The sequence below is a fragment of the Microbispora rosea genome (genome assembly GCF_044460045.1).
Classification (GTDB): Bacteria; Actinomycetota; Actinomycetes; order Streptosporangiales; family Streptosporangiaceae; genus Microbispora; species Microbispora rosea.
Genome location: NZ_JBITJO010000006.1, coordinates 258,537 through 283,924 on the forward strand (window position 1 = coordinate 258,537; position 25,388 = coordinate 283,924).

General features: G+C 71.9%; 24 protein-coding genes and 1 riboswitch. Of the genes, 9 read left to right on the forward strand and 15 right to left on the reverse strand.

Annotation, left to right across the window (positions count from 1 at the left end; all coding sequences use genetic code 11):
- Positions 1-119: 119 nt before the first annotated feature.
- The 8 genes from pyrF to pyrR form a co-directional block, all read right to left on the reverse strand.
- Entirely contained in the window at positions 120-818 is a 699-nt protein-coding gene (pyrF, locus tag ACIBK1_RS26020) for an orotidine-5'-phosphate decarboxylase (RefSeq protein ID WP_396738300.1), read from the reverse strand.
- Positions 815-1,789 (reverse strand): dihydroorotate dehydrogenase, encoded by a 975-nt coding sequence (locus ACIBK1_RS26025; RefSeq protein WP_030508983.1) that lies wholly within the window; start codon positions 1,787-1,789, stop codon positions 815-817. The genes pyrF and ACIBK1_RS26025 overlap by 4 nt, the downstream gene beginning before the upstream one ends.
- Before the next feature lie 21 nt (positions 1,790-1,810).
- Positions 1,811-2,668 carry a dihydroorotate dehydrogenase electron transfer subunit gene (locus ACIBK1_RS26030; protein ID WP_030508982.1) on the reverse strand — a complete coding sequence of 286 codons (858 nt, stop codon included), beginning with the start codon at positions 2,666-2,668 and terminating at the stop codon, positions 1,811-1,813.
- A gap of 133 nt (positions 2,669-2,801) precedes the next feature.
- Positions 2,802-6,080: a carbamoyl-phosphate synthase large subunit gene (carB, locus tag ACIBK1_RS26035; RefSeq protein ID WP_030508981.1), complete on the reverse strand. Its 3,279-nt coding sequence runs from the start codon at positions 6,078-6,080 to the stop codon at positions 2,802-2,804.
- Positions 6,073-7,191 carry a glutamine-hydrolyzing carbamoyl-phosphate synthase small subunit gene (gene carA / locus ACIBK1_RS26040; protein WP_396738303.1) on the reverse strand — a complete coding sequence of 373 codons (1,119 nt, stop codon included), beginning with the start codon at positions 7,189-7,191 and terminating at the stop codon, positions 6,073-6,075. The genes carB and carA overlap by 8 nt, the downstream gene beginning before the upstream one ends.
- Positions 7,188-8,492, reverse strand: a complete 1,305-nt coding sequence (locus ACIBK1_RS26045; RefSeq protein WP_357319220.1) for a dihydroorotase — start codon at positions 8,490-8,492, stop codon at positions 7,188-7,190. The genes carA and ACIBK1_RS26045 overlap by 4 nt, the downstream gene beginning before the upstream one ends.
- A gap of 26 nt (positions 8,493-8,518) precedes the next feature.
- Positions 8,519-9,454 carry an aspartate carbamoyltransferase catalytic subunit gene (locus ACIBK1_RS26050; RefSeq protein WP_030508978.1) on the reverse strand — a complete coding sequence of 312 codons (936 nt, stop codon included), beginning with the start codon at positions 9,452-9,454 and terminating at the stop codon, positions 8,519-8,521.
- Positions 9,451-10,008 carry a bifunctional pyr operon transcriptional regulator/uracil phosphoribosyltransferase PyrR gene (pyrR, locus tag ACIBK1_RS26055; RefSeq protein ID WP_030508977.1) on the reverse strand — a complete coding sequence of 186 codons (558 nt, stop codon included), beginning with the start codon at positions 10,006-10,008 and terminating at the stop codon, positions 9,451-9,453. Before pyrR ends, ACIBK1_RS26050 begins: the two co-directional genes overlap by 4 nt.
- Before the next feature lie 488 nt (positions 10,009-10,496).
- Here pyrR and bldD point away from each other — a divergent pair, with 488 nt between their 5' ends.
- Both bldD and ACIBK1_RS26065 read left to right on the forward strand, forming a co-directional pair.
- The gene (gene bldD, locus ACIBK1_RS26060; RefSeq protein ID WP_030508976.1) at positions 10,497-10,991 is read left to right on the forward strand and encodes a transcriptional regulator BldD; all 495 of its coding nucleotides are present in this window, start codon (positions 10,497-10,499) and stop codon (positions 10,989-10,991) included.
- Positions 10,992-11,193: 202 nt separating this feature from the next.
- Complete coding sequence (locus ACIBK1_RS26065) at positions 11,194-12,438, forward strand: arginine deiminase (RefSeq protein WP_030508975.1); 1,245 nt, start codon at positions 11,194-11,196, stop codon at positions 12,436-12,438.
- Positions 12,439-12,661: 223 nt separating this feature from the next.
- On the opposite strand, the gene ACIBK1_RS26070 is transcribed toward ACIBK1_RS26065, so the two are convergent.
- Complete coding sequence (locus tag ACIBK1_RS26070) at positions 12,662-13,099, reverse strand: SAV_6107 family HEPN domain-containing protein (RefSeq protein ID WP_030508974.1); 438 nt, start codon at positions 13,097-13,099, stop codon at positions 12,662-12,664.
- Positions 13,100-13,502: 403 nt separating this feature from the next.
- Positions 13,503-14,390, reverse strand: coding sequence for a L,D-transpeptidase family protein (locus tag ACIBK1_RS26075; protein ID WP_396738307.1), 888 nt, complete (start codon positions 14,388-14,390; stop codon positions 13,503-13,505).
- A gap of 126 nt (positions 14,391-14,516) precedes the next feature.
- Here ACIBK1_RS26075 and ACIBK1_RS26080 point away from each other — a divergent pair, with 126 nt between their 5' ends.
- Both ACIBK1_RS26080 and ACIBK1_RS26085 read left to right on the forward strand, forming a co-directional pair.
- Entirely contained in the window at positions 14,517-14,993 is a 477-nt protein-coding gene (locus ACIBK1_RS26080; protein WP_030508972.1) for a YbaK/EbsC family protein, read from the forward strand.
- A gap of 44 nt (positions 14,994-15,037) precedes the next feature.
- Positions 15,038-15,616 carry a GNAT family N-acetyltransferase gene (locus ACIBK1_RS26085; RefSeq protein ID WP_363535294.1) on the forward strand — a complete coding sequence of 193 codons (579 nt, stop codon included), beginning with the start codon at positions 15,038-15,040 and terminating at the stop codon, positions 15,614-15,616.
- A gap of 14 nt (positions 15,617-15,630) precedes the next feature.
- Here ACIBK1_RS26085 and metF read toward each other — a convergent pair whose 3' ends face one another.
- Positions 15,631-16,560 carry a methylenetetrahydrofolate reductase [NAD(P)H] gene (gene metF, locus ACIBK1_RS26090; protein WP_030508970.1) on the reverse strand — a complete coding sequence of 310 codons (930 nt, stop codon included), beginning with the start codon at positions 16,558-16,560 and terminating at the stop codon, positions 15,631-15,633.
- 140 nt (positions 16,561-16,700) lie between these two features.
- Here metF and ACIBK1_RS26095 point away from each other — a divergent pair, with 140 nt between their 5' ends.
- Positions 16,701-17,768 (forward strand): polyprenyl synthetase family protein, encoded by a 1,068-nt coding sequence (locus ACIBK1_RS26095; RefSeq protein ID WP_030508969.1) that lies wholly within the window; start codon positions 16,701-16,703, stop codon positions 17,766-17,768.
- A 58-nt stretch (positions 17,769-17,826) separates the two neighbouring features.
- On the opposite strand, the gene thiE is transcribed toward ACIBK1_RS26095, so the two are convergent.
- The 4 genes from thiE to ACIBK1_RS26115 all read right to left on the reverse strand — a co-directional run bounded on the left by thiE (position 17,827) and on the right by ACIBK1_RS26115 (position 20,806).
- Complete coding sequence (gene thiE / locus ACIBK1_RS26100) at positions 17,827-18,480, reverse strand: thiamine phosphate synthase (RefSeq protein ID WP_036407125.1); 654 nt, start codon at positions 18,478-18,480, stop codon at positions 17,827-17,829.
- Positions 18,481-18,508: 28 nt separating this feature from the next.
- Positions 18,509-18,883: an Rv2175c family DNA-binding protein gene (locus ACIBK1_RS26105; protein ID WP_030508967.1), complete on the reverse strand. Its 375-nt coding sequence runs from the start codon at positions 18,881-18,883 to the stop codon at positions 18,509-18,511.
- Between the two features lie 43 nt (positions 18,884-18,926).
- Positions 18,927-20,105, reverse strand: a complete 1,179-nt coding sequence (locus ACIBK1_RS26110; protein WP_030508966.1) for an NAD(P)/FAD-dependent oxidoreductase — start codon at positions 20,103-20,105, stop codon at positions 18,927-18,929.
- A 161-nt stretch (positions 20,106-20,266) separates the two neighbouring features.
- Positions 20,267-20,806: a dihydrofolate reductase family protein gene (locus ACIBK1_RS26115; RefSeq protein WP_396738310.1), complete on the reverse strand. Its 540-nt coding sequence runs from the start codon at positions 20,804-20,806 to the stop codon at positions 20,267-20,269.
- Between the two features lie 110 nt (positions 20,807-20,916).
- A riboswitch (TPP riboswitch) is annotated at positions 20,917-21,027 on the forward strand.
- Between ACIBK1_RS26115 and thiO the strand changes: the two genes are divergently transcribed.
- From thiO to pknB, 4 genes are all read left to right on the forward strand, one after another.
- Positions 21,016-22,152, forward strand: a complete 1,137-nt coding sequence (gene thiO / locus ACIBK1_RS26120; protein ID WP_051761870.1) for a glycine oxidase ThiO — start codon at positions 21,016-21,018, stop codon at positions 22,150-22,152. (Overlaps the previous riboswitch by 12 nt.)
- Positions 22,149-22,349, forward strand: coding sequence for a sulfur carrier protein ThiS (gene thiS / locus ACIBK1_RS26125; protein ID WP_030508963.1), 201 nt, complete (start codon positions 22,149-22,151; stop codon positions 22,347-22,349). Before thiO ends, thiS begins: the two co-directional genes overlap by 4 nt.
- Before the next feature lie 2 nt (positions 22,350-22,351).
- The gene (locus tag ACIBK1_RS26130; RefSeq protein ID WP_396721290.1) at positions 22,352-23,116 is read left to right on the forward strand and encodes a thiazole synthase; all 765 of its coding nucleotides are present in this window, start codon (positions 22,352-22,354) and stop codon (positions 23,114-23,116) included.
- A gap of 210 nt (positions 23,117-23,326) precedes the next feature.
- A complete protein-coding gene (gene pknB, locus ACIBK1_RS26135; protein ID WP_396738314.1) occupies positions 23,327-25,387 on the forward strand; it encodes a Stk1 family PASTA domain-containing Ser/Thr kinase in 2,061 nt (686 codons plus the stop codon).
- Position 25,388: the final 1 nt, after the last annotated feature.

Sequence of the window (25,388 nt, forward strand, 5' to 3'; positions counted from 1 at the left end):
AAAATTGATTTTACTACTTTTGGTATTGGAAAAGTCACTCTTCGTAGATCAAAACCGCCTCAGCAGGCCCGGAGCGGGATGACGCATGGTGACGGCGTCCCAGGCCGGCGAGCGCTCGCTCAGGGGCTCACGCGGCGCAGCGCGGCGGCGATCCCGGCGGCCGCCGCCCCCGGGTCGGGCGCCCCCGTGATGGGCCGTCCGATCACGAGGAGATCGGCCCCCTGGGCGATCGCGTCCTCCGGCGTGGCCACCCGCGCCTGGTCCTGGGTGTCGGCGCCCGCGGGCCGTACGCCGGGAGTGATCAATGTCACGTCCGGGCCGACCTCCGCGCGTACGGCGGCGACCTCCCTGGGCGAGCAGACGAGGGCCTGGGCGCCCGCCCCGACGGCCACGGCGGCCATACGGCGCGCGACGTCCGCAGGGGGTCCCTGGATGCCGATCTGGCGGAGATCGGCCTCGGAAAGCGACGTCAGGAGCGTCACGGCCGCGATCTGGGTGTTGGGGGCCGCCTCGACGGCCGCCCTGACCATCGCCGGGCCTCCCGCGGCGTGCACGGTGAGGTACGTCGGCTTGAGCCGGGCGACCGCCCGGGCGGCCGCGGCGACGGTGTTCGGGATGTCGTGCAGCTTGAGGTCCAGGAAGACCTGCACACCGCTCGCGCCGCGCACCGAGGCGATCACGTCGGGCCCGTGCCGCAGGTAGAGCTCCAGCCCCACCTTCACCGTGGAGACGTGCGGGGTCACCAGGCCGGCCCAGCGGGCCGCGGTCTCCATGTCGGGCGCGTCCAGGGCGACGGCGATGGGAGCGGGCGTAGTCAAAGCGAACTCTCCTCGAGATCTGTGCGTGTTCGTGGTTGCGCGCCCGCCGGGCGGTGGGCCAGGCCCACGGCGTCGGCGAGCCGGTCGAACCCGCGCTCCTGCAGAAGCTCCTCAAGCTCCCTCAGCACGCGCGGGCAGGCGTAGGGGTCGTGGAACAGGGCCGTACCCACCGCGACGGCGCAGGCGCCCGCCAGGACGAGCTCAAGGGCATCCCTGCCCGTCGTCACGCCGCCCATGCCGATGATCGGCACTCCGGGCAGCGCCGCGTGCACCTGCCACACGCAGCGCACCGCCAGGGGCCGTACGGCGGGGCCGGACAGGCCGCCGGTGCCGGCCGCGAGCGAGGGACGCATCGTGTCCACGTCGATGCTCATCCCGACCGGGGTGTTGATCATCGCGAGGGCGTCGGCGCCGCCGTCCACGCACGCGCGAGCGACCGCGACGACGTCCGCCACGTCCGGGGACAGCTTGGCGATCACCGGCACCTCGTACGGCGTGGCCGCGCGCACCGAGGCCACGACCTCCGCCGCGGCGGCCCCGTCGCGGGCGAACACCCTGCCGCGATCCTCGACGTTCGGGCACGACAGGTTGATCTCCACGGCGGTGATGCCGTCGACGCCGGCCAGCCTCCGCGCCAGCGCGGTGTACTCGGTCACGGTGCCGCCTCCGATCGACACGACCGTGCGGGCTCCGCGCTCGGCCAGCCAGGGCAGCTCGCGCTCCAGGAACGCCTCGACGCCCGGGCCCTGCAGACCCACGGCGTTCAGCAGCCCGGAGGGGGTCTCGGCCATTCGCGGCGTGGGCCGTCCCGCGCGCGGGGCCATGGTGATCGACCGGGTGACGAACGCGCCCAGCCGGTGGACGTCGGAGAACTGGGCCAGCTCACGGCCGGTCCCGCCGCAGCCCGAGGCGGTCAGCACGGGGTTGGGCAGCTCCACATGGGCCAGGTAGGTCCGCAGGTCGGCGGTCACGGCCGCCTCCCCCGCCCCGGCTCAGGCATGCCGTCCGCCGGGCGCGCCGAGCGCGTCGAACGGGATCGTCCCGACGTCGTCGAACCGCACCCGCTCGCCCCGGAACACCGGCCCCTCCGTGCAGGCGCGGACCATGCGGGTCACGCCGTCGTCGCCGATGACCGGGACCACGCACGTCATGCAGACGCCGATGCCGCAGGCCATGGACTCCTCCACGGCCACCTGCACGGGGATGTCGAACTCGACGGCGACCGTCGTGACGCCGCGCAGCATCTCCATCGGCCCGCACGCGTAGACCGCGTCGGCCCGCGCGTCGGCGATCACGCCGGGCAGCACGTCGGTCACCCTGCCGCGCATGCCCAGTGAGCCGTCCTCGGTCGTCAGCGTGGTCGTCTCGCCCATCCTGCGGGCCCGCAGCGCCCCGAAGACCCGGTCGGCCGACGGCGCCCCGAGCACGAAGTCGACGCGGCAGCCCCGCTGCTGCAGCGCGTCCGCGAGCGCGAACAGCGCCGCCGCGCCGTGCTCGTCGCCGACCAGTACGCAGGTGCAGGGGTCGCGGGGCAGTGGGAAAGGACGGCCGAGCGGGCCGACCAGGTCGAGCGTGTCGCGCGCCCGCAGGTCGGCGAGCCAGGCCGTCCCGGCACCGCGCACGCCGAAGACGAGCTCCACCGTGCCACCGTAGTCCGGCTTCACATCGTGGATCGTGAAGGCCCGCCGGGTGAGCATGGAGGAGTCGCGGCCTCCGACGGCGACCGTGACGAAGTGGCCGGGCCGGAACCGGTCGGCGATTCCCGGCGCGACGACCGTGAGCGCATGGTAGGCGTCCACGCGGCGCGTCGTCAGCACCGTTCCCGTGACCTGAACCGGACTGCCGGCCACTCTCCGCTCCTTTGCGCTCGCTCCGCTCGCGCGGCTACGGGCGCCTAAGCCGGTATCTTCCCTCGTCGCTCCGGGTCGCTCGAACCTCGCTCCCCTCGCTCCTCAGTCCAGATCACCGGCGCGCCCTCCGCGTTCAGTCTCGCAGCCTCCTGGCGTGTTCCTGGAGGGAACGCACGTCGATGTCGCCCCTGACGATGTGCTGGATGCCCTGCACGGCCGCCGCCAGGCCCTGGACGGTCGTGATGCAGGCGATGCCGCGGTTGACGGCGGCGGTGCGGATCTCGTACCCGTCCAGGCGCGGCCCGCCCTGGCCGGGGCTGCCGAACGGGGTGTTCACGATGAGGTCCACCTCTCCGTCGAGGATGCGCCGCACGATCGTCGGCTCACCGTCGGGCCCCGTCCCGTCGCTGTGCTTGCGCACGATCTTGGCACGTACGCCGTTGCGGCGCAGCACCTCGGCGGTGCCCTCCGTGGCCAGGATCTCGAAGCCGAGGTCCGCGAGCGCCTTCACGGGGAAGATCATGGCCCGCTTGTCCTTGTTCGCGACCGAGACGAACGCCCGTCCCTTGGTCGGCAGCGCGCCGTACGCCGCCGACTGCGACTTGGCGAACGCCGTGCCGAAGAACTCGTCGATGCCCATGACCTCGCCGGTCGAGCGCATCTCCGGCCCGAGGACGATGTCCACGCCGCGGAACCGGTTGAACGGCAGCACCGCCTCCTTGACCGCGACCGGCGCGTCCAGCGGCAGCGTGCCGCCGTCGTAGCCGGCCGGCAGCATGCCCTCGGCGCGCAGCTCGGCGATCGTCGCGCCCAGCATCAGCCGCGCCGCCGCCTTGGCCAGCGGCACCGCCGTGGCCTTGGACACGAACGGCACCGTGCGGCTGGCCCTCGGGTTGGCCTCCAGGACGTACAGCACGTTGGAGGCCATGGCGTACTGGACGTTGAGCAGGCCGCGCACGCCCACTCCGCGGGCGATGGCCTCGGTGGCCGCGCGGATCCGCTTGATGTCGAAGCCGCCCAGCGTGATCGGCGGCAGGGCGCACGCCGAGTCGCCGGAGTGGATGCCGGCCTCCTCGATGTGCTCCATGACGCCGCCGAGGTAGAGCTCCTCGCCGTCGAACAGCGCATCCACGTCGATCTCGATGGCGTCGTCGAGGAACCGGTCGATGAGCACCGGGTGCTCGGAGGCCGCCTTCGCCATGTACGCCCCGAGGGTGTCCTCGTCGTACACGATGGCCATGCCGGCGCCGCCGAGCACGTACGACGGCCGCACGAGCACCGGGTAGCCGATCTCCTCGGCGACCGCCTGCGCCTCCTCCACGGTCGTCGCGGTGCCGTGCCTGGGCGCGGGCAGCCCGGCCTCGGCGAGGACCTGCCCGAACGCGCCCCGGTCCTCGGCGAGGTGGATCGACTCGGGCGAGGTGCCGACCACGGGCACCCCCGCGTCCTTGAGTGCCTGGGCGAGCCCGAGCGGCGTCTGCCCGCCGAGCTGCACGATGACGCCGACCACCGGCCCGGTCTCCTGCTCGGCGTGCACGACCTCCAGCACGTCCTCCAGCGTGAGCGGCTCGAAGTAGAGCCGGTCGGAGGTGTCGTAGTCGGTCGAGACGGTCTCGGGGTTGCAGTTGACCATCACGGTCTCGTAGCCGGCCCTGGCCAGCTCGAACGACGCGTGCACGCAGGCGTAGTCGAACTCGATGCCCTGGCCGATGCGGTTGGGCCCGCTGCCCAGGATGATCACCTTGGGCCGGTCCCCCACCGGCACCTCGGTCTCCTCGTCGTACGTGGAGTAGAGGTACGGCGTGCGCGCGGCGAACTCGGCGGCGCAGGTGTCCACGGTGTTGTAGACGGGCCGGACGCCGAACTCGTAGCGCGTGGCCCGCACCTCGGGCTCCGGCACGCCCAGGATCTCGGCGATCTGCGCGTCGCTGAAACCGTGCCGCTTGGCCAGCTCCAGGGTGGGCCGGTCGAGCGCGGTGATCGACCGGGCGACCTCGTCGATCGCGAAGAGCTGGTCGACGAACCACGGGTCAACCGACGTGGCCTCGTGGACCTGCTCGGGGGTCGCGCCCGCCCTGATGGCCTGCTGCATGGTGCGCAGCCGTCCGTCGTGCGGCTTGCGGCAGGCCTCCAGGAGCTCGTCCAGGTCGCCGGGCTCGCCCGCCCAGCTGAACGACGACCCCTTCTTCTCCATCGACCGCAGCGCCTTCTGCAGCGCCTCGGGGAAGGAGCGGCCGATCGCCATCGCCTCGCCGACCGACTTCATGTGGGTCGTCAGCGTCTGGTCGGCCCCGGCGAACTTCTCGAACGCGAACCTCGGCACCTTGACCACGATGTAGTCGAGCGACGGCTCGAACGACGCCGGGGTCTCCTTGGTGATGTCGTTGGGGATCTCGTCGAGGGTGTAGCCGATGGCGAGCTTGGCGGCGATCTTCGCGATCGGGAAGCCGGTGGCCTTGGACGCCAGCGCCGACGACCGCGACACGCGCGGGTTCATCTCGATGACGATCATCCGGCCGGTCTCCGGGTCGACCGCGAACTGGATGTTGCAGCCACCGGTGTCCACGCCGACCTCGCGGATGACCGCGATCGCGACGTCGCGCATGTTCTGGTACTCGCGGTCGGTCAGCGTCAGCGCGGGCGCCACCGTCACGCTGTCGCCGGTGTGGACGCCCATCGGGTCGATGTTCTCGATGGAGCACACGATGACCACGTTGTCGTTGCGGTCCCGCATGACCTCCAGCTCGTACTCCTTCCAGCCGAGGATGGACTCCTCCAGGAGCACCTCGGTGGTCGGGGACGCGTCGAGGCCGGCGCCCGCGATGCGGCGCAGCTCGTGCTCGTCGTGGGCGAAGCCGGAGCCGGCGCCGCCCATGGTGAAGCTCGGGCGGACGACGACGGGGTATCCCAGCTCGCCGGCCGCGCGCAGGCACTCGTCCATCGTGTGGCAGATCGCGCTGCGCGCCGACTCGGCGTTGAGGCCGCGCTCGGCGGCGACCTTGGCGACGATCTCCTTGAACCGCTCGCGGTTCTCCCCCGCCTGGATGGCGTCGATGTCGGCGCCGATCAGCTCGACGCCGTACTTGTCGAGCACGCCCGCCTCGTGCAGCGCCACGGCGGTGTTGAGCGCCGTCTGGCCGCCCAGCGTGGGCAGCAGCGCGTCGGGCCGCTCCTTGGCGATGATCTTCTCGACGATGTCCGGCGTGATCGGCTCGACGTAGGTGGCGTCGGCGAACTCCGGGTCCGTCATGATCGTGGCCGGGTTGCTGTTGACGAGGATGACCCGGAAGCCCTCGCTGCGCAGGACGCGGCAGGCCTGGGTGCCGGAGTAGTCGAACTCGCACGCCTGTCCGATGACGATCGGGCCGGAGCCGATCACCATGACGGACCTGATGTCCGTACGCTTAGGCACCCTTGGCCCCCTTCTTGTCGTCCATCAGCTGGCAGAACTCGTCGAACAGGTAGGCGGCGTCGTGCGGGCCGGCGGCCGCCTCGGGGTGGTACTGCACGCTGAACGCGGGGCGGTCCAGCAGGCGCAGCCCCTCCACGCAGTCGTCGTTGAGGTTGACGTGGCTGACCTCGGCCGCGCCGTACGGGGTCTCGAAGGGCCCGTCGAGCGGCGCGCGCACGGCGAAGCCGTGGTTGTGCGCGGAGATCTCGACCTTGCCGGTCCTGCGGTCCTGCACCGGCTGGTTCACCCCGCGGTGGCCGTAGCGCAGCTTGTAGGTGCCGAGGCCGAGCGCCCGGCCGAGGATCTGGTTGCCGAAGCAGATGCCGAAGAACGGCACGCCCTCGCCCAGCACCTCGCGCAGCGACTCGACCGCGTAATCGGCCGTCGCGGGGTCGCCAGGGCCGTTGGAGAAGAAGACGCCGTCCGGGTTGAGGGCGAGGATGTCGGCCGCCTTGGCCGTGGCGGGCAGCACGTGCACCTCGCAGCCCCGCTCGGACATCCGCTCCGGCGTCATCGCCTTGATGCCCAGGTCGACCGCGGCGACGGTGAAGCGCTTGCGGCCACGCGCCGGGACGACGTACGGCTCGGCCGTGCTGACCTCGCGGGCAAGGTCGGCGCCCTCCATGCCGGGCGAGCGCCGCACCCGCTCGACCAGGTCGGCGAGCTCGCCGCCCTCGCTGAAGATGCCCGCGCGCATCGCGCCGCGCTCGCGCAGGTGGCGGGTGAGAGCCCGGGTGCCGGGCATCGCGATGCCGACCACGCCCTGGTCGCGCAGGTAGTCGTCGAGCGTCCTGCGGGAACGCCAGTTCGACGGGATCCGGGACGGCTCGCGCACCACGTAGCCCGCGACCCAGACCCTGCGGGACTCGGGGTCCTCGTCGTTGACACCGGTGTTGCCGATGTGCGGGGCGGTCATCGCCACGATCTGGCGGTGGTAGGAGGGGTCGGTGAGCGTCTCCTGGTAGCCGGTCATGCCGGTGTTGAAGACCATCTCGCCGAACGTCTCGCCCATGGCGCCGTACGGCGTTCCCTCGAAGACGCGTCCGTCCTCGAGCACGAGCAGGGCTGTCATACGAGCTTCCCTTCGAGAACGGTGGGGCGGCCGCGCAGGAACGTGGCGACGACGCGGCCGGGCAGGGTCAGCCCCTCGTAGGGGGTGTTGCGGCTCTTCGACGCCATCGCGGACGGGTCCACGGGCTGCCGGACCGACGGGTCGTACAGCGTGACGTTGCCGGGGGCGCCGGCCTCGATCGGGCGGCCGTGACCGGCGAGCCGGCCGATCCTGGCCGGCCGTGCGGACATCCGGTCGGCGACTCCGGCCCAGTCGAGCAGCCCGGTCTCGACCATGGCCTCCTGGACCACGGACAGGGCCGTCTCCAGGCCGATCATGCCCATGGCCGCCGCCCCCCACTCGGTCTCCTTGTCCTCGACCGGGTGAGGCGCGTGGTCGGTGGCCACGCAGTCGATCGTGCCGTCGGCCAGCGCCTCGCGCAGCGCCCGCACGTCGTCGGCGGTGCGCAGCGGCGGGTTCACCTTGTAGATCGGGTTGTACGGCCCGAGCGGCGACCTCTCCGCGCAGGAGTCGGTCAGCAGCAGGTGGTGGGGGGTGACCTCGGCGGTCACGTCCCAGCCCTTCGACTTGGCCCAGCGGATGATCTCGACGGAGCCCGCGGTGGAGACGTGGCAGACGTGCAGCCGGGAGCCGACGTGCGCGGCGAGCAGGCAGTCGCGCGCGATGATCGCCTCCTCGGCGACCGCCGGCCAGCCGGTCAGGCCGAGCCTGGCCGACACCTCGCCCTCGTTGAGCTGGGCGCCCTCGGTCAGCCTGGGCTCCTGGGCGTGCTGGGCGACGACGCCGCCGAACGCCTTGACGTACTCCAGCGCCCGGCGCATCAGCACCGCGTCGGACACGCACTTGCCGTCGTCGGAGAAGACCCGCACGCGGGCCGCCGAGTCCGCCATCGCGCCGAGCTCGGCCAGCTGGCGGCCCTCCAGGCCGGAGGTCACCGCGCCGACGGGCTGCACGTCGCAGTGCCCGAATTCCTGGCCGAGCCGCCAGACCTGCTCCACCACGCCCGCGGTGTCGGCCACCGGGGAGGTGTTGGCCATCGCGTGGACGGCGGTGTATCCGCCCCGCGCCGCGGCCTGGGTGCCGGTCTCGACGGTCTCGGCGTCCTCCCGGCCGGGCTCGCGCAGGTGGGTGTGCAGGTCGACCAGGCCGGGCAGGGCGATCAGCCCGTCGGCGTCGACCGTCTGGCCGGCCTTCGCGGCGCCCGCGAGGTCGCCGGTCTCCGCCACGACGCCGTCGCGCAGCAGGATGTCGCTCGGGGCGCCGCCCAGGATCCGGGCGCCCCTGATGAGGATGGTGGTCACAGTCCCCTCGTGAAGGTCGTACGTGCTCATTCGGCGCCTCCGATCGCGGGCTCGGAACCGCCGAGCAGCAGGTAGAGGACGGCCATCCGGACCGTCACGCCGTTGGTGACCTGCTCGACGATCGTCGAGCGCGGCGAGTCGGCGACCTCCGCGGAGATCTCCATGCCGCGGTTCATCGGGCCGGGGTGCATGACGATGGCGTCGTCGTGCAGGCGGGCGAAGCGGTCGCGGTCGAGGCCGTAGCGGCGGCTGTACTCCCGCGCCGAGGGGAAGTAGGCCGCGTTCATCCGCTCCAGCTGGACCCGCAGCATCATCACGACGTCCGACTTGGGCAGCACGGCGTCGAGGTCGTAGGAGACCTGGCAGGGCCAGGTCTCGACCGCCACCGGCAGCAGGGTCGGCGGGGCGACCAGCGTCACCTCCGCGCCGAGCGTGTGCAGCAGCAGCACGTTGGACCGGGCGACCCGGCTGTGCAGCACGTCGCCCACGACGGCGACCTTCAGGCCCTCCAGCCGGCCCAGCCGGCGGCGGATGCTGAAGGCGTCGAGCAGCGCCTGGGTGGGGTGCTCGTGGGTGCCGTCCCCGGCGTTGACCACGCTGCCGCGCACCCAGGTGGCCAGGCGGTGCGGCGCGCCCGAGGCGCTGTGCCGGATCACCACCGCGTCGGCCCCCATGGCCTCCAGGGTGAGCGCGGTGTCCTTCAGCGACTCGCCCTTGGACACGCTCGACCCCTTGGCCGAGAAGTTGATCACATCGGCCGACAGGCGCTTGGCCGCGGCCTCGAAGGAGATGCGGGTCCGGGTGGAGTCCTCGAAGAAGAGGTTCACCACCGTGCGGCCGCGCAGCGTCGGCAGCTTCTTGATGGACCGCTGCGAGACCCGCGCCAGCTCCTCGGCCGTGTCGAGGATGAGGAGCGCGTCGTCGCGGGTGAGGTCGCCGGTCGAGATCAGGTGATGCTTCATCGGTCGTCCTCCTTGATGAGCACGACCGCGTCGCGCCCGTCCGTCTCCTCCAGGAAGACCTTGACCTTCTCGCTCTTGGAGGTCGGCAGGTTCTTGCCGACGTAGTCGGCGCGGATCGGCAGCTCCCGGTGGCCGCGGTCGACGAGCGTGGCGAGCTGGACGGCCCGGGGCCTGCCCACGTCGTTCAGCGCGTCGAGCGCGGCGCGCACGGTGCGGCCGGAGTAGAGGACGTCGTCCACGAGGACGACGGTCCTGCCGTCCACGCCGTCCGGGGGCAGTTCGGTGCGGCCGAGCGGGCGCGCGGGCCGCAGGCGCAGGTCGTCGCGGTACATCGTGACGTCGATGGCGCCGACGGGGACTTTGATCCCCTCGAACTGCGCGATGCGCCCGGCGATGCGGTGCGCGAGCGTGGCGCCGCGGGTGGGGATTCCGATCAGGACGACGCTCTCCGCACCCCTGGTGCGTTCGAGGATCTCGTGCGCGATCCGGGTGAGCGCCCGGTGGATGTCGGGCCCCTCCAGAACGGCGCGGGCCTGATTTCGGGCATCAGACATCAAAAAGTCACCACCTTTCCCGCCTCACGGGACGGGTCTTAAAAGGGTGTCGGTTCTGCTTAGAGTATCAGGGCCGTCTGCGAACCCCCCTCCCGCCAGGGGTGATGCCACCGCGGGGGGCGTTCGCCCTCGGCGTGACGAGGACGTGCCGGGGACCTGGAACCTTCCGGCGCCGTTCCTCGGACGCGGCGGGGACGTTCCGGGGGAACGGGCGAGGGACGTGCCGGGGATCGGAAGCCGCATCGCACCGGGTGTCGGTGATTTCGGTGAGAGCACTGTTTCGCGCTCTTTTTTCCAATCAGCTTGACCTTTGGGAGTGTCGGCTTTACCGTCACTGTCCGTAACCACAACACGCGACCTTCCTGGGTAAAACCCGACGCAGCGGTCACCGAAGGTGCCGGTCACGGCACCAACCCCGGTGTTCGGAACGCTTAGGACAAGGACGCACAATCAAGTGAGAAGAGACATAGAAAGCCGGGGGCCACACGATGCCGTCTGACTACGCCAAGTCGCTGGGCGCGCGCCTGCGCGCCATCCGGACCCAGCAGGGGCTGTCCCTGCACGGTGTGGAAGAGAAGTCCCGTGGACGGTGGAAGGCCGTCGTCGTGGGCTCCTATGAGCGGGGCGACCGCGCGGTGACCGTGCAGAAGCTCGCCGAGCTCGCGGATTTCTACGGAGTGCCGGTGTCGGAGCTTCTTCCGGGCGGAGCCGCCCCCAGTCCGCTTGCGCCCGCTCCCAAGTTGGTCATCGACCTGGAGCGCCTGTCGCAGTTGCCCAAGGACAAGGCCGGTCCGCTTGCCCGTTACGCCGCCACCATCCAGAGCCAGCGGGGCGACTACAACGGCAAGGTGTTGTCCATCCGGCAGGAGGACCTGCGCTCGCTCGCGGTCATCTATGACAAGTCGCCGGTCGAGCTGACCGAGGAGTTCATCCACTGGGGCGTGCTCGACGCGGAGGCCCGCCGCGCCGTCGAGTCCTTCTGACCTCCCGCCCGGTCCGTACGCGCTCCCGTGACGATGTCCGGCTTCTCGGGCACGGGCCGTGTCCGACGGGCCAAGTTCTGCCGCGTGTGGCCCGGGCGGCGCGTCGGCGCCGGCCACCGGACACACCGTCGTCACGGGCGGCCCCTCCGCAACGGGGAGCCGCCGGTACGACTGATTCCCGCCCTGCGGGGATAGGCAGGACATGACGTTTTACGTGGGCTCCGAGGTGGGCAGGCTTCGCCGGGTTCTGGTGGACATACCCGAACTCGCGCTCAAGCGGCTCACCCCGGGCAACAAGGACGGCCTGCTGTTCGACGACGTGCTGTGGGTGCAGCGCGCACTGGAGGAGCACCGGGAGTGGTGCGAGGTGCTCGCCGGGCGCGGCGTCGAAGTGCACCACCTCGGCGACCTCCTGCGCGAGGTGATCGAGATCCCCGACGCGCGCAAGCACATCCTCGACGGCAGCGTCGACGAGCACTGGTTCGGCCCGCTGGCCGCCGACGCGATCCGCAACACGCTCGACGCGCTCGACGCGGACGCGCTCGCGCCGCTGCTGACCGGCGGGATCACCAAACGCGAGATCCTTGAGCTGGGCTGCGACCCGGGCTCCATCGCCTTCCACACGCTCGGCGTGGACGACTTCGTTCTCCCGCCGCTGCCCAACCACCTGTTCGCCCGCGACACCTCCTGCTGGGTGTACGACGGGGTCTCGATCAATCCGATGCGCAAGAAGGCGCGCAGGCGGGAGACCGTCAACTACGAGGCGGTCTACCGGTGGCACCCGCTGTTCGCCTCGGGGTACGGCAACCCGGACGGCGGCGGGTTCAACGTCTGGTACGAGGGCGTGCGCATGGCCCCGGCCACCGTCGAGGGCGGCGACGTCCTGGTGCTCGGCGACGGCGTCGTGCTCGTCGGGGTGAGCGAGCGCACCCAGCCGCAGGCCGTGGAGATGCTGGCGACCAACCTGTTCCGGGCGGGCTCGGCGACCCGCATCGTGGCGCTCGACCTGCCCAAGACCCGTGCGTTCATGCACCTCGACACCGTGATGACCAACGTCGACGTGGGCGTGTTCACCAAGTACGCCGGGCTCGGCATGCTGCCGTCCTACACGGTGGAGCCGGGCGACACCGACAAGGAGCTGAAGGTCACCGACCACCCGCCGGAGGACATGCACAAGGCGATCGCCCGGGCCCTCGGCCTCGACGACATCAAGGTCCTCACGCCGACGCAGGACGTGCACGCGGCCGAGCGCGAGCAGTGGGACGACGGCTGCAACGTGCTGGCGCTCGAACCCGGCGTGGTCGTGGCCTACGAGCGCAACACCACGACCAACAACCACCTGCGCAGGCACGGCATCGAGGTCATCACCATCCGGGGCAGCGAGCTCGGCCGCGGACGCGGCGGGCCGCGGTGCATGAGCTGCCCCCTGGAGCGCGACCCCGTCTGACCTCCGCCACGATCATGCCGGCCGCGATGTGACCACAGCCTGAGTCGCTCTGTCTCCCCCGCGGTTTGCAGGAGGGAGCCGATCTCATCCAGCCCATCGATCACCGCGATGACCTGGTAGGCCTCCACCAGCGCCACGGCCGTCGGCTCCTGCCGGCCCACCGGTCCGGCTCGATCACCGGTGCGGCGCACGGCCCAGGATGCGGCGTCAGCCGGCCATGGGCTCAGCCGGCCATGGGCAGGGTGGGGCGGCCGGGCAGGCCGAGGATCGATTCGACCTCGCCGACGAACCTGTCCGCCTCCGCTATGATTTCCTCCGCGTCGTTCTGCGTGACGGCTCGGACCATGCCGGCCTCGGCCGCCGCGCGCTTGGTCGCGCTCACCGCGAAATAGGCCGCCCAGTCCGCGAGCTTGGGCTCGGCCTCGGGGAGCAGCTCCCAGGCGCTGCGCAGCCGCCGCCTGCGGCCGTCCATCGGCCGCGGACGGGCCGCGAGGATCCCGGCGGCCGCACGGAGGGCCGCCAGGTGGGCCGACACGTAGCGGTCCGCTGGAGTGGGCCCGACGGTGGCGTCCGCGAGGCATGCCCTGGCGTCCGCGAGGTGTGCCAGAACCGCCTGCGAGAGCCGAGGCCCGCTCTTCTGATCGTCCTTCTGCTCAGTCATGCCCGCCTCCTTGAGTCGTGGCACTCCGGCGAAGGTCGCCGGTGACTTCACAGTCGCAGACCGCACCGACAATTTCGCCGGCCGGGAGATCCCGACCGCTCGAGATCACCCGGCGCTTTCTCAGCCTCCCGCGGGCGGCCGGACGAGGAGCTTCCCCTCTCCCCGTCCGGCCCACGCCGCGGGCCGTGCCGCATCCGTCTCCGCCGACGACGAAGGCACGAATCCGACGGGGTGGGCGCGAGCCGCGAGTCCCACGCCCACTCCATCGAACATAGATTCGATCATGCCCCCTGTCAAGGCTGTCAACGAATACATGTTCGAGGACCGCGTTCGAAACGCGGGGCCGGAGACGACGGAGGGGCCCCGAGCGACCGTTTCGCTCGAGGCCCCTCCGGGTGGGGAGCTAGCGCCTGAAGGCGCCCCTGACGTGCACCGGGACGCCCTTGCCGAGCATGCCCGGCAGCATCTCGGCCACGTTCATGGGCAGCCGCACGCAGCCGTGCGACGCCGGGTAGAGCGGCACCGACAGCGCGCCGTGGAGCGCGATGCCGCCGTTGAAGAAGATGGGGTTGTAGAGCTGCCCGAGGTAGGACCGGTGCCAGCCCTTGACCCGCCAGGTGGTCTTGTAGTCGCCGGTCGGCGTGCGGGCGCTGCCGGAGAACCGCTGCCGCTTGCCGTTCCAGGTGGCGTACTCGGTGTAGGGGATGCCGCTGCCGCTGGAGATGTGGCTGATCAGCACCGGCGCGCCACCCCGGTACAGAACCATCACCTGCTTGGTCAGGTTCACCTCGACGCGGGTCGCCTTGCCCCTGGGCACCAGGACCTTGGGCGCCCGGGGGTTCTCCAGCGCCCTCCAGGTGCGGGCGGCGACCGTGCTGGTCGGCGTGATCCCCTGCACCTTCTGGAATGCCCAGACCGCCGTCAGCGTGGCCCCGCCGTATCGGCCGTCGACGCTGCCGGGCACGTACCCGAGCTCCTTGAGCCGGGCCTGCAGCGCCTTCACGGCGGAGCCCTTGACGCCGAGCTTGAGCGTCTTGCCCGGCGCGGTGAACGCCGGATAACCGGTGGCGCGGGCGGGGACAGCCCCTCGCGCCGTGAGCGCCGGGAGCGCCGAGGACGCCGGGAGCGCCGGGAGCGCCGGGAGCGCCGGGAGCGCGGTCCCCGTGGTCACGACCCCCACCGGCACGGCGGTGCGCGCCTGCGCCGTGCCGGCGACGCCGGTGGCCGCGAAGGCCGTCGCGAACGTCGCGGCCCCGACCGCGACGAGCAGTCGCCGTCGACCCCTCATCATGACCAACCCCCTCATAAGCCCGTTTCTCGATCAAAGGACTCACCTTACGGACTGATTGTGAGCCGCGTGATCGTAAGTGGCCATAATCGGCCGCGTATGTCCTGGCAATCCGTTTAGAGTGACCAGGTGGCAGAAAAGTTGCATCCGAACGTCGTCCGGGTTCAGGAGGCCCTGCGGGCTCACGCGGTGACGGGCGAGGTCGTCGTGCTCGACGAGGCCGCGCCGACGGCCGCCACGGCGGCGGCCCAGCTCGGCTGCGAGGTCGGCGCGATCGCCAACAGCCTGATCTTCGACGCGGACGGCGCGCCGCTGCTGGTGCTGACCAGCGGCGCCCACCGCGTGAACACCGATCTGATCGCGCGGCTCGTGGGCGCGGCGAAGGTGCGGCGGGCCACGCCGGAGTTCGTCCGCGAGCACACCGGGCAGCCCATCGGCGGCGTCGCCCCGATCGGGCACCCCGCGCCCGTACGGACGCTGGTGGACACCTGGCTGAGCAAGCACCACGTCGTCTGGGCCGCGGCCGGGCACCCCCACACCGTCTTCCCCGCGTCCTACGACGAGCTGCTGCGCATCACGGGGGGCACGCCCGCAGAGGTGGAGTGACACCTGCCGGACCGGTCCGGCGTCGTTTTGCTAGTGTGCGACGAGTGATCCGACTGCTACGGGTGGGGCCTGACGAGTTCAGGGCTGTGCTGGACACCGTGCTGGACATTTACACGGTCGCCATGCGCCCGCCGTCGGACCAGCTGGCGGGCCGCATGGCGATCATGCGCAACCACGCCACCTACCCCGACTTCGACTGCGTGCTCGCGGAGGACACGCAGACCTCCGCCATCGCCGGCTTCGCGTACGGCTTCCACGGCGGCCAGGGGCAGTGGTGGCACGACGTCGTGCGCGGGGCGCTGCAGGACCGGGCCGGGCCGGTGGTGGCGAACGACTGGTTCGGCGACGCCCTGGAGATCGCCGAGGTCCACGTGCGCCCCGAGCACCAGGGCCGGGGCATCGGCCGGCGGCTGATCCACACGCTGTGCGAGGGCCGCCCGGAGCGTACGGCCGTGCTGTCGACGCACGACGCCCCCACGGTGGCCCGGCACCTCTACCGGGACGTCGGGTTCGCCGACCTGATGACCCGGTTCGTCTTCCCCGGCGGCTACGAGGAGTACGTCATCGCCGGGGTGCGGCTGCCGCTGGCCGGCAGCGAGGCTCGCGAGGCCGCGGAAGGCTGACAGGACAGGCCGGCTCAGCCGGTTGCGGCGGCGGGCACGCTGTGCAGCGCCTGGAACACCTCGCGGGTCGCGCTCGACCGGTTGAAGGTGATGAAGTGGATGCCGGGCGCGCCCTCGTCGAGGAGCTTCTGGCACATCTCGATGGCGTGCTCGAGGCCGACGCGGCGGACCGCGGCCGGGTCGTCGGCGACGGCCGCGAACCGCTCGGCCACCTCCGGCGGGAACGGCGCGCCGGACAGCTGCTCCGACCGGGCGATCGTGCTCATCTGCGTGACGGGCATGATGCCCGGGATGATCGGGGTGTCGCACCCGTGGGCCGCCACGCGGTCGCGCAACCGCAGGTAGTCCTCGGCCCTGAAGAACATCTGTGTGATCGCGTAGTCCGCGCCGGCCCGGCACTTCTGCACGAAATACTTCGTGTCCGACTCGATGGTCGCCGACCTGGGGTGCTTGTACGGGAAGGCCGCCACCCCCACGCAGAAGTCGCCCGCCTGGCGGATCAGCCGCACCAGATCCTCGGCGTACAGGACGCCCTCCGGGTGCTTGACCCACTCGTCCAGGGGGTTGCCGCCGCGCGGATCGCCGCGTACGGCGAGGATGTTGCGCACGCCCGCGTCGGCGAACCTGCCGACGAGGTGGCGCAGCTCGCGGATGGAGTGGTCGACCGCGGTGAAGTGGGCGACGGGGGTCAGCGTCGTCTCGTGCGCCAGCCGTTCGACGATGTCCACCGTGCGGTCCCGGGTCGAGCCGCCGGCGCCATAGGTCACGGAGACGAACGTCGGGCGCAGCGCCTCCAGCTCACGGATCGCCCGCCACAGCTGCCGCTCCCCCTCGTCGGTCTTCGGCGGGAGGAACTCGAACGAGAACGAGCGCTCGCCCGCGGCCAGCAGTTCGCGGACCGTCGGGACGCGATCAGGAAGCCGCGAGGGCAGACCGAGAGCCATACCGGCAAGGGTACAGCGATGGCGGTTTTCGCGACCGTCATGGTCTTGCTATGTGGACATTTGCCCTATCAGAGCGAGTTGGCCCACTTGGAGGGGATCTGCTGATGGGTGTCTGGATCAACCCCGGTTAGTCTCAGAACATGACCGCTTCCGCCGCCTCGCTCGATTCCATCCGTACGGAGGTGGACCTCGCACTCCGGGAGTTCCTCGACCGGCAGCGACCACACTTCAGTGACCCTCATCTGGCCGTCCTGCTGTCCGCCGCGGAGGATTTCCTGGCCGGCGGCAAGAGACTGCGGCCCGCCTTCTGCTACTGGGGCTGGCGCGCCGCCGGAGGAGGCGACGAACCGGGCCTGCGCTTCGCCGCCGCCTCACTGGAGCTCCTGCAGGCCAGCGCGCTCATCCACGACGACGTGATGGACGCGAGCGACGTGCGCCGGGGCATGCCGTCGGCGCACCGCCGGTTCGAACGGATACACGCCGAGGCGGGCTGGCTCGGCTCGGCCCGGCAGTTCGGCGAGGGCTCGGCGGTGCTGCTGGGCAACCTGCTGCTGGTGTGGTCCGGGGAGATGTGGCGCAACAGCGGCCTGGCGCCCGAGGCGATCGCCGTCGCCCAGCCGATGCACGACTACATGCTCACCGAGCTGATGTGCGGGCAGTATCTCGACCTGCTCGAACAGGCGCAGGGGGAGAGCACGTTCGACAGCGCGCTGCGGGTGGCGCTGTACAAGAGCGGCAAATACTCGGTCGAGCAGCCGCTCCGGCTCGGGCTCGTCCTCGCCGCTCAGGCCAACCACGCCTGGATCGACCGGCTCTGCGTGCAGTACGGCCAGCAGGTGGGCATCGCCTTCCAGCTCCGCGACGACATCCTCGGCGTGTTCGGCGACCCGGCGGAGACCGGCAAGCCCGCCGGGGACGACCTTCGCGAGGGCAAGCGGACCGTCCTGATCGCGCGTGCGCTCGCCTCGGCCACCCCCGCCCAGACGGCGGTCGTACGGGACCTGCTCGGCGACCCCGAGCTGGACGCCGACGGGGTCGGGCGGCTGCGCGCGGTGATCGAGGAGACCGGCGCGCTGGCCGCGTGCGAAGGCATGATCAAGCGCTACCTCGACGACGCGCTCCACGCCCTCGGCCAGGCGCCGATCGAGGAGGAGGCCCGCACGGCACTGGCCGCCCTGGCCGTGGCCGCCACGTCGCGCCGCACCTGAGGCGCGCGGCCCGCCGTAGCCGACGCGTGTTCCGCCGTACCCGACGCGAGCTTCCTGCTCAGAGCGGGACGGCGGACAGCCGGGCCTTGAGCGCGGCGGCGGCGGCGCCCGGATCGTCGGCCTCGGTGATCGCCCGGACGACCACGGCGCGGCGCACGCCGCGCGCCATCACCTCGTCGAGGTTGCCCAGGTCGATGCCGCCGATGCCGAACCACGGCCGGTCGGCGCCCAGGCCCGCGGCATGCTCCAGCAGCGCGGGGCCGGGCGCCGGGCGGCCGGGCTTGGTGGGCGTGGGCCAGATCGGCCCGCAGCAGAAGTAGTCCACGCCCGGCTCCACGGCGGCGGCCGACGCCTCGGCCGCCGAGTGCGTGGACCTGCCGATGAGGACATCGGGACCGAGGATCTCCCGCGCCACCGGGACCGGGAGGTCGTCCTGGCCGAGGTGCAGGATGTCGGGCCGGGCGGCGTAGGCCACATCCGCCCGGTCGTTGACCGCCAGCAGCGCACCGTGCCTGTCGCAGGCCGCGCGGAAGACCTCGAGCAGGTCCAGCTCCTCGCGCGCCTCCAGGCCCTTCTCCCTGAGCTGCACGATGTCCACCCCGCCGGACAGGACCGCGTCGAGGAATTTCTCCAGGTCGCCGCGGTCCCTCCTGCCGTCAGTGCAGAGGTAGAGCCTGGCCTGCGCGAGCCGCTTTCGCCGGATGTCGTCCACCCGACCACAATGCCATGCGGCGGCGGGGTCAGAAGCCGAGGGCCTGGGCCCTGCGCTTGACCTCGGTGTGCCGGCCCTTCACGATCGCGTCGATCGGGGCCCCGGGCAGCGAGTCGTCCGGGGTGAACAACCACCGGATCGACTCCACCTCGTCGTACCCGGCGTCGGACAGGACGGTGAGCGTGCCGGGCAGGCCCTTGAGCACCTCGCCGTCCACGATGAACACCGCCGGGATCTGCGGCTCGCCGCCACCCCGCCGGACGCCGACGAGCTTCTTGTCCTTGAGGAGCTGCTTGGCGCGGCCGACGTTGAGTCCCAGCTTCTTGGCGGCCTCCGAGAGGGGGAGCCACTCCCCTACCAGTTGGTCGGTCTCCCGGTCGATCTGCGCAACAGTAAGCGTCACGGAACCACCATTACCACATACGCGCTGCCGGGAAACACCTTGATTAGGCCATAATGCAGTCGCGTAGCGGCCGGGCCGGATCCACCACCCGCAGAGGATCGAGCCGCTGACCGCCCTCGACGATCTTCCGGCCCTGCACCACGTCGCGCGGCCGGTCGACGGTGAGCACCGCGGCGAGCCGGTCGTCCGCCGTCAGCCAGCACACCGCCCACTTCGCGTCCCTGCGCGGGTCGCCGCGCAGCACCATGCGGTCGCCGGCCTCCCGGTGACCGGCGAACTGCACCATGTGACCGAACTGCTCGGACCAGAAGTACGGCACGGGGTCATAGACCGCCTCCCCGCCCAGCAGGGTGGCGGCGGCCACGTCGGGGGCCTGGAGCGCGGTGTCCCAGTGCTCGACGCGCAGCCGGGAGCCGAACCTGCGCGACCACCAGCTCGCGCAGTCGCCCACCGCGACCACGTTGGGCAGCGACGTGCGCAGGTGCTCGTCGACCACCACCCCGTCGTCGACGCGGACCGCCGACCCCTTCAGCCAGTCGACGGCGGGGCGCACCCCGACGCCGGTGACGACCACGTCGGCCGGGACCCGGGCGCCGGACATGAGCGTCAGGCCGTCGGGGTCCACGGTGCCGACCAGCGCCCCGAGGCGCAGCTCGACGCCCGCCTGCGCGTACCAGCCGGTGGTGTGGCTGCCCACGGCGGGCCCGAGGGCCACGGCGAGCGGGCTCTCCCCCGCTTCCACGACGGTCACCGCGCAACCGGCCCTGGCCGCCGCGGTCGCGACCTCCGCGCCGATCCAGCCGGCCCCGACGACGGCCACGCGGGCGCCGGGGACCAGCCGCTCGCGCAGCGCGAGCGCGTCCTCGATCGTGCGCAGCACGTGCTGACGGCCCTCCCCGCGCAGGCGGATCGGCGTGGCGCCGGTGGCGATGACCAGGCCGTCGTATTCCAGCTCGCCCTCGGTCGTCTCCAGCACGCCGTCGCGCAGGCCCTTGGCCGCCGTGCCGAGACACAGCCGTACGTCGAGGGCGTCGAGGTCGGAGTCGACGACAGTGGAGTCGGTCTCTCCGAGCAGCACCGCCTTCGACAGCGGCGGCCGGTCATAGGGGCGATGGTGTTCCTCGCCGATGAGCGTGATGCGTCCGGTGAACCCACGGAACCTCAACGCCTCGATGCTTCGCACGCCGGCCAGGCCGGCACCCACCACCACGACGTGATCCACAGCTTGACCATAGATTGTCAACGGGGGCCCTGGCCAACGGGGCCCCCATAACGAGTTGGGTAATTGACGCGCACTTCCACGGGGGCCCGCATTGTGAGCCCCGCGCCTTTCACCGCGTCTTCCCACCGCGCGTTCTCACATCGCGTTGTCACATCGCGTTCTCACCGGAGCACGCGCAGCCGGATGTTCGTCGCGTGCGGCACATGCGAGACGCAGGTCCGTTCGAGCCGGACCCGGGCCCCGCCGGGGCGGGAGAACAGCCGGACGCCGTCGCCGAGCATCACGGGCGCCACGCACACGAATATCTCGTCGAGCAGGCCCGCGTCGAGGCACTGCGCGGCGACGTCGGCGCCGAGCACGTTGACATACCTGTCCCCGGCGGCCGCCCTGGCCGCCTCGACGGCGGCGCCGAGGTCCGTCACGAAGGTCACGCCGGGCACCGGCGCGGCCGGGACATCGTGGGTGAGCACGATCTGCGGCCCGCTCCACGCGCCGCCGAACGCGCCCTCCTTCGGGGTGCCGCGGTTCGGGTCGTCGCCCCGGAAGGTGCGGTTGCCGACGAGCAGCGCGCCGATGTCGCCGACGAGCCCGTCCGCGTCCGGATTGGGCCCGAGATATTCGGTCAGCCAGGACATGTCGCCGCCCGGCCCGGCGATGAAGCCGTCCAGGGACATGGTGGCCGAATACAGCATCGTGGCCATGAGGTGCCTCCGCAGAGTCGTTGAACGTCCGGTCTCCTATGACGGCGGCCGGCCCCCGTACTCATCGGTCCGGCGATCGCCCGTTATAGGCGGCGTACTACCCTTATGGGGGTAAGACGCGCGGGAGCCCGGCGGACCGGGCTGAGAGGAGAGCGTGAGGCTCTCGACCGCCCCGACCTGATCCGGGTAATGCCGGCGAAGGGAGCGCTGTGTCCCGCACACCGCCATCCGGCGTCCAGTCCGGCTACGACGTCGTGATCGTGGGCGGCGGGGTGGCGGGCCTGGCCGCGGCCTGGCGCACCGCCCGGCGCGGCCTGTCGGCGGCGGTGATCGACCCCTCGCCCGGAGGCGGGGCCACCCACGCGTCGGCGGGGATGCTCGCGCCGGTCAGCGAGGTGACCTACACGGAGGAGCCCCTGCTGCGGCTCGGTCTCGCGTCGCTGGCGGCCTGGCCGGCGTTCCGGGCGGAGCTTGAGGACGAGACCGGCGCCGACCTCGACTACCGGACCGAGGGCACGCTGGATGTCGCCCGCGGCGCGGACGACATGGCCGTCCTCGACGACCTCGCGGCCTTCGAGCGGACGCTCGGCCTGCGGGTCGAGCGGCTCACCGGGCGCGAGTGCCGCTCCTTCGAGCCGATGCTCTCCCCCTCCGTACGCGGTGGGCTGCTGGCCCGCGACGACGCCTGGGTCAACCCGCGCAGGGTCGTGCGCGCCCTGCTCACGGCGTTCGAGAAGGCGGGCGGCACGCTCGTGAACGAGCGCGTCGCCGGAATCGACGCCCAGGGGCCGGGCGCCCCCCGCGTACGGCTGGAGTCCGGCGGCGCCGTCACGGCCGGCCAGGTCGTCGTGGCGGCCGGGTCGTGGTCGGCGTCCCTGCTGCCCGGCCTGCCGGTGCGCCCGGTCAAGGGCGAGATCCTCCGGCTGCGCGGGCCACGCGGCTTCCTCACCCGGTGCGTCAGGGGGCTGGTGCACGGCTCCCCCGCCTACCTGGTCCCCCGCGGCGACGGAGAGATCACCCTGGGCGCCACCACCCAGGAGATGGGGTACGACGCGCGGGTCACCGCCGGAGGCGTGTACGAGCTGCTGCGCGACGCCCGCGAACTGGTGCCCGGCATCACCGAGCTCGAACTGGCCGAGACGACGACCGGCTTCCGCCCGGGCACGCCCGACAACCTTCCGCTCATCGGTCCCGCCGGGCCGCCCGGCGTGCTCGCGGCGACCGGGCACGGACGCAACGGGGTGCTGCTGTCCCCGGTCACCGCCGACGCCGTCGCCGCGTTCCTCACCGGCGACGAGGTGCCCCCGGTCGCCCGGTTCTGCGATCCAGGGAGATTCAGCCAATGAAAGTCACGATCAACGGAAGCGCGGCCGAACTGCCGGACGGCGCCACGATCGGCGACGCCGTACGGACCCTCACGGCCCTCACGTCGGGGGTCGCGGTGGCGCTGAACGGCGAAGTCGTGAGCCGGAGCGCCTGGGACTCCACCCAGGTCGCCGACGGCGACGGCGTCGAAGTGCTCACGGCCGTGCAGGGAGGGTGAGCATGACCGACGACGTCCTCGTGCTGGGCGGGGAGAAGTTCACCTCGCGGCTCATCATGGGCACCGGCGGCGCACCGTCGCTGGAGGTGCTCGACCAGGCGCTGGAGGCCTCCGGCACCGAGCTGACGACCGTCGCGATGCGCAGGCTCGACCCGGAGTCCCGCGGTTCGGTGCTCGACCTGCTGCGCGCTCGCGGCATCAGGGTGCTGCCGAACACGGCGGGCTGCTTCACCGCCGGGGAGGCGGTGCTGACCGCCCGCCTGGCCCGCGAGGCGCTGGAGACCGACTGGGTCAAGCTGGAGGTCATCGCGGACGAGCGGACCCTGCTGCCCGACCCGATCGAGACCTTCGACGCCGCCGAGCGGCTGGTCGCCGACGGTTTCACGGTGCTGCCGTACATCGGCGACGACCCGGCGCTGGCCCGCAGGCTCCAGGACGCCGGGTGCGCGGCGGTGATGCCGCTCGGCGCCCCGATCGGCTCAGGGCTGGGCATCCGCAACCCGCACAGCATCGAGCTGATCGTCGAGGCCGCCACGGTGCCGGTGATTCTCGACGCCGGCATCGGCACGGCCAGCGACGCCGCGCTGGCGATGGAGCTGGGCTGCGACGCCGTGCTGCTGGCGACTGCCGTGACGCGGGCGCACCGGCCCGGCCTGATGGCCGCGGCCATGCGGCAGGCGGTCACGGCCGGGCGGCTCGCCCGTCTCGCCGGGCGCATCCCGCGCCGCCGCTACGCCGAGGCGTCCTCCCCCGCTCGCGCGTCCTGAATCCGCCACCCCCGCGACCAGCCGTCCTCCCCTCGCCCGCCTGCCCCGAACGTCTGCGCGGGCGGGGTGGACGGCGGCCGGTCCCTCGTCTGGTAAGCCCGGTTTTCGGAATCGGCATGGCTTTTCGGACGGCGCGGGAGGCGGCCGAATAGGTCTCGGTTTGGGATTCGGGAACACGCCCGGCGGCAAATCACCCGTAAACTCTGGCGAGTGGACACGACGCTAACCGACCCGCTCGTGGGGCAGTTGCTCGACGGGCGATACCGCGTCGAGTCCCGGATCGCCCGGGGTGGCATGGCCTCCGTCTACCTGGCTCTGGACGTCCGGCTCGACCGCACGGTCGCCGTCAAGGTGATGCACCGCTCGCTGGCCGAGGACCCGCAGTTCGTGCGGCGGTTCATCGGCGAGGCCAAGTCGGTGGCCAGCCTTTCGCACCCCAACATCGTGCAGGTCTTCGACCAGGGCACCGACGGGGCGCACGTCTACCTGTCGATGGAGTACGTCCCCGGCCGGACGCTGCGCGACGTCCTGCGCCGGCGCGGCCGTCTCCCGGCCCGCGAGGCCCTGGAGATGGTCATCCCGGTGCTCGCCGCCCTCGGCGCCGCCCATCAGGCCGGGCTCATCCATCGCGACGTCAAGCCCGAGAACGTGCTGCTCGCCGACGACGGCCGGGTGAAGGTCGTGGACTTCGGCCTGGCCCGCGCGATCGAGGCGACCAACCAGACCAAGACCGGCATGATGATCGGCACGATCGGCTACATGTCGCCCGAGCAGGTCACGACCGGCATGGCCGACGCGCGCAGCGACGTGTACGCCGCCGGGATCATGCTGTTCGAGCTGCTCACCGGGCGGCAGCCGTACACGGGCGAGACGCCGATGTCGGTCGCGTACCGGCACGTGCACGAGACCGTCCCCCCGCCGTCCTCGATCGTGCCCGACGCGCCGCCGGTGATCGACGCGCTCGTCGCCGCGGCCACCGACAAGGACCCCGCCGGGCGCCCGGCGGACGCGACCGCCATGCTCGTCGCCGCCGTCGAGATCCACCGCACGCTGCCGAAGACGGGGAACACCGGTGCGCACGCCGCGCGCCACGGGGCCCCGGACACCGGTGCCCACAGCGGCGTACGGACGGGCGCGCACCGGACCATCCCACCGGCCGGCGGGGCCTCGCCGTTCGGCACGGGGTCGCTCGGCACAGGGTCGTTTGGCACCGGGTCATTTGGCACCGGGTCGCTGGGCACAGGGCAGCACGCGCTCGCCGAGCCCGATTCATCGCTCGGCCACACGATGATCCAGCCGCGCTCGGAACTGGTGACCGGCCGGGCCGAGACGGGGCGACGCCGGGGACGCGGCAGGATCAGGCCCGTCTGGTTCGTCGCCGCGCTGGCCGTCGTCATGCTGGCGGGCATCGCCTTCACCGGCTGGTGGTTCTCCCAGGGCCGCTACACGAAGGTCCCCGACCTGGTGAACAAGCCCGTCACCGTCGCCAGGCAGGTGGCGCAGCAGGCCGGTTTCGAGGTCCGGGTCGGCGAGGCGCGGTTCGACGACAAGGTGCCGAAGGACATCGTCCTCGACACCGATCCGGGAGCGGGCGCCGAGGTGGTCAAGGGCTCGGTGCTCACCCTGATCCCGTCGGCCGGTCCGCAGTTGATCACCGTGCCGATAGTCGAGAAGCTCAGCCTTACGGACGCCCGGGCGAAGATCGCCGATGCCGGGCTGACCCCCGGGCGGGTGAGCAAGAGCGCGAGCGACACCATCCCCCGCGACCAGGTCATCCGCACCAACCCGCCGGTGGGCAAGCGCGTCAAGAAGGGCAGCACGGTCAACTTCGTCGTCAGCGCCGGACTGCTGATGCCGGACGTCACGCAGATGATGCGCGACCAGGCGGAGAAGTTCCTGCGTGAGAAGGGCTTCAACGTCCAGATCGACGAGACCACCGACGACGCCCCGCCGGGCACGGTGATCGCCCAGGACCCGCCCGGCGGCGCCGAAGTGGTGGCCGGGGCGACCGTCCATCTGACGGCCTCACGCGGCCCGGACCAGGGCTTCCACTGGCCGTGGGAGGTCAACCCCGCCGACCCCGGCCAGAGCCCGCCCGCCGTCGTCAACGTGCCCGACGTGCGCTTCAAGGCCATCAAGGACGCGGTGAACGAGCTGAAGGCGGCCGGCTTCAACGTCAAGACCCGCAGGCTGGTGGGCACCGACCGCGTGGTCGGCGAGAATCCGCTCGGCCAGCAGCCGCCGGGCACCACCATCACGCTCTGGCACTGAC

Bases quoted from the DNA above. Each gene is read 5' to 3' on its own strand.
- carA (WP_396738303.1), bottom strand. From the start codon at position 7,191: ATGACAGCCCTGCTCGTGCTCGAGGACGGACGCGTCTTCGAGGGAACG.
- ACIBK1_RS26050 (WP_030508978.1), bottom strand. From the start codon at position 9,454: ATGAAGCATCACCTGATCTCGACCGGCGACCTCACCCGCGACGACGCG.
- pyrR (WP_030508977.1), bottom strand. From the start codon at position 10,008: ATGTCTGATGCCCGAAATCAGGCCCGCGCCGTTCTGGAGGGGCCCGAC.
- bldD (WP_030508976.1), top strand. From the start codon at position 10,497: ATGCCGTCTGACTACGCCAAGTCGCTGGGCGCGCGCCTGCGCGCCATC.
- ACIBK1_RS26065 (WP_030508975.1), top strand. From the start codon at position 11,194: ATGACGTTTTACGTGGGCTCCGAGGTGGGCAGGCTTCGCCGGGTTCTG.
- ACIBK1_RS26070 (WP_030508974.1), bottom strand. From the start codon at position 13,099: ATGACTGAGCAGAAGGACGATCAGAAGAGCGGGCCTCGGCTCTCGCAG.
- ACIBK1_RS26075 (WP_396738307.1), bottom strand. From the start codon at position 14,390: ATGATGAGGGGTCGACGGCGACTGCTCGTCGCGGTCGGGGCCGCGACG.
- metF (WP_030508970.1), bottom strand. From the start codon at position 16,560: ATGGCTCTCGGTCTGCCCTCGCGGCTTCCTGATCGCGTCCCGACGGTC.
- ACIBK1_RS26095 (WP_030508969.1), top strand. From the start codon at position 16,701: ATGACCGCTTCCGCCGCCTCGCTCGATTCCATCCGTACGGAGGTGGAC.
- ACIBK1_RS26115 (WP_396738310.1), bottom strand. From the start codon at position 20,806: ATGGCCACGATGCTGTATTCGGCCACCATGTCCCTGGACGGCTTCATC.
- thiS (WP_030508963.1), top strand. From the start codon at position 22,149: ATGAAAGTCACGATCAACGGAAGCGCGGCCGAACTGCCGGACGGCGCC.
- ACIBK1_RS26130 (WP_396721290.1), top strand. From the start codon at position 22,352: ATGACCGACGACGTCCTCGTGCTGGGCGGGGAGAAGTTCACCTCGCGG.